The 2,519-nt window shown below is 54.6% G+C and carries 2 rRNA genes; both read left to right on the top strand.

Annotation, left to right across the window (positions count from 1 at the left end):
- Positions 1–2,117 (top strand): 23S ribosomal RNA (locus tag FHT70_RS29975); the annotation flags it as partial.
- Positions 2,118–2,330: 213 nt separating this feature from the next.
- Positions 2,331–2,445, top strand: a 5S ribosomal RNA gene (gene rrf / locus FHT70_RS29970).
- Positions 2,446–2,519: the final 74 nt, after the last annotated feature.

The raw sequence follows: 2,519 nt of genomic DNA, 5'->3' as shown, positions 1-2,519 counted from the left end.
AGGGCGATATAGTTTGTTGCATTAGACCCGAAACCGAGTGATCTAGCCATGAGCAGGTTGAAGGTTGGGTAACACCAACTGGAGGACCGAACCCGCATCTGTTGCAATAGATTGGGATGACTTGTGGCTAGGGGTGAAAGGCCAATCAAACTCGGAAATAGCTGGTTCTCCGCGAAATCTATTTAGGTAGAGCGTCGAGCGAATACCCCCGGGGGTAGAGCACTGGATGGGCTATGGGGACTCACCGTCTTACTGATCCTAACCAAACTCCGAATACCGGGGAGTACTACTCGGCAGACACACGGCGGGTGCTAACGTCCGTCGTGAAAAGGGCAACAACCCTAACCTCCAGCTAAGGTCCCCAAGTCATGGCTAAGTGGGAAAGGATGTGAGGATCCCAAAACAACCAGGATGTTGGCTTAGAAGCAGCCATCATTTAAAGAAAGCGTAACAGCTCACTGGTCTAAATAAGGGTCTTTGCGCCGAAAATGTAACGGGGCTGAAGCCATGCACCGAAGCTGAGGATTCCTCGCAAGAGGAGTGGTAGCGGAGCGTTCCGTAAGCTGATGAAGGGAGACCCGTGAGGGCTCCTGGAGGTATCGGAAGTGCGAATGTTGACATGAGTAACGATAAAGAGGGTGAGAGACCCTCTCGCCGAAAGACCAAGGGTTCCTGCTTAAAGTTAATCTGAGCAGGGTTAGCCGGCCCCTAAGACGAGGCGGACACGCGTAGTCGATGGGAACCACGTTAATATTCGTGGGCCTGGTGGTAGTGACGGATTGCACAAGTTGTTCTGGTTTATTGGATTATCAGGGCAGCGGAGCGGTTCCAGGAAATAGCTCCACCGTATAGACCGTACCCGAAACCGACACAGGTGGTCAGGTAGAGTATACCAAGGCGCTTGAGAGAACTATGTTGAAGGAACTCGGCAAATTGCACGCGTAACTTCGGAAGAAGCGTGACCCCATTTTAGGCAACTATGATGGGGTGGCACAGACCAGGGGGTAGCGACTGTTTATCAAAAACACAGGGCTCTGCGAAGTCGCAAGACGACGTATAGGGTCTGACGCCTGCCCGGTGCTGGAAGGTTAAGAGGAGAGGTGCAAGCTTTGAATCGAAGCCCCAGTAAACGGCGGCCGTAACTATAACGGTCCTAAGGTAGCGAAATTCCTTGTCGGGTAAGTTCCGACCTGCACGAATGGCGTAACGACTTCCCCGCTGTCTCCAACATAGACTCAGTGAAATTGAATTCCCCGTGAAGATGCGGGGTTCCTGCGGTCAGACGGAAAGACCCCGTGCACCTTTACTATAGCTTTACACTGGCATTCGTGTCGGCATGTGTAGGATAGGTGGTAGGCTTTGAAGCGGGGACGCCAGTTTCCGTGGAGCCATCCTTGAAATACCACCCTTATCGTCATGGATGTCTAACCGCGGCCCGTCATCCGGGTCCGGGACAGTGTATGGTGGGTAGTTTGACTGGGGCGGTCGCCTCCGAAAGAGTAACGGAGGCGCGCGATGGTGGGCTCAGACCGGTCGGAAATCGGTCGTCGAGTGCAATGGCATAAGCCCGCCTGACTGCGAGACTGACAAGTCGAGCAGAGACGAAAGTCGGTCATAGTGATCCGGTGGTCCCGCGTGGAAGGGCCATCGCTCAACGGATAAAAGGTACGCCGGGGATAACAGGCTGATGACCCCCAAGAGTCCATATCGACGGGGTTGTTTGGCACCTCGATGTCGGCTCATCGCATCCTGGGGCTGGAGCAGGTCCCAAGGGTTTGGCTGTTCGCCAATTAAAGCGGTACGTGAGCTGGGTTCAGAACGTCGTGAGACAGTTCGGTCCCTATCTGCCGTGGGTGTAGGAATATTGACAGGATCTGTCCCTAGTACGAGAGGACCGGGATGGACATATCTCTGGTGGACCTGTTGTCCTGCCAAGGGCATAGCAGGGTAGCTATATATGGACGGGATAACCGCTGAAGGCATCTAAGCGGGAAACCCACCTGAAAACGAGTGTTCCCTATCAGAGCCGTGGAAGACGACCACGTTGATAGGCCGGGTGTGGAAGTGCGGCAACGCATGAAGCTTACCGGTACTAATAGCTCGATCGGCTTGATCGTTCTCATTGTTCATGCTCATCAGCCAAAGCTGATGAAGCCTGACCTTGTCCTGACGCGCCAAGGGCGCTGCGGACGGCCCGCGCCACAAAGCGCGACGGCCTCTGGCCTGTATGGGTGCCGCAAGCTCCCGCAGCCGGAAAGATCAAAGACGTGTTCAAAACAAAACAGGCTTACGCCTGCCAGCTTCTCAAACAACAAGTTGCGCTTTGCCGACCTGGTGGTTATGGCGGGGTGGCTGCACCCGTTCCCTTTCCGAACACGGCCGTGAAACGCCCCTGCGCCCATGGTACTTCGTCTTAAGACGCGGGAGAGTAGGTCGCTGCCAGGTCTGCAAATCGCAACTCAGTTGATAAAATCTTCTCAATCACAAGCCAACGGCCCAAAGCCGAAACAAAGGGCCGC

The sequence above is a fragment of the Rhizobium sp. BK049 genome (genome assembly GCF_014193135.1).
GTDB lineage: Bacteria > Pseudomonadota > Alphaproteobacteria > Rhizobiales > Rhizobiaceae > Rhizobium.
This window is presented reverse-complemented; position numbering and strand designations above follow the sequence as displayed.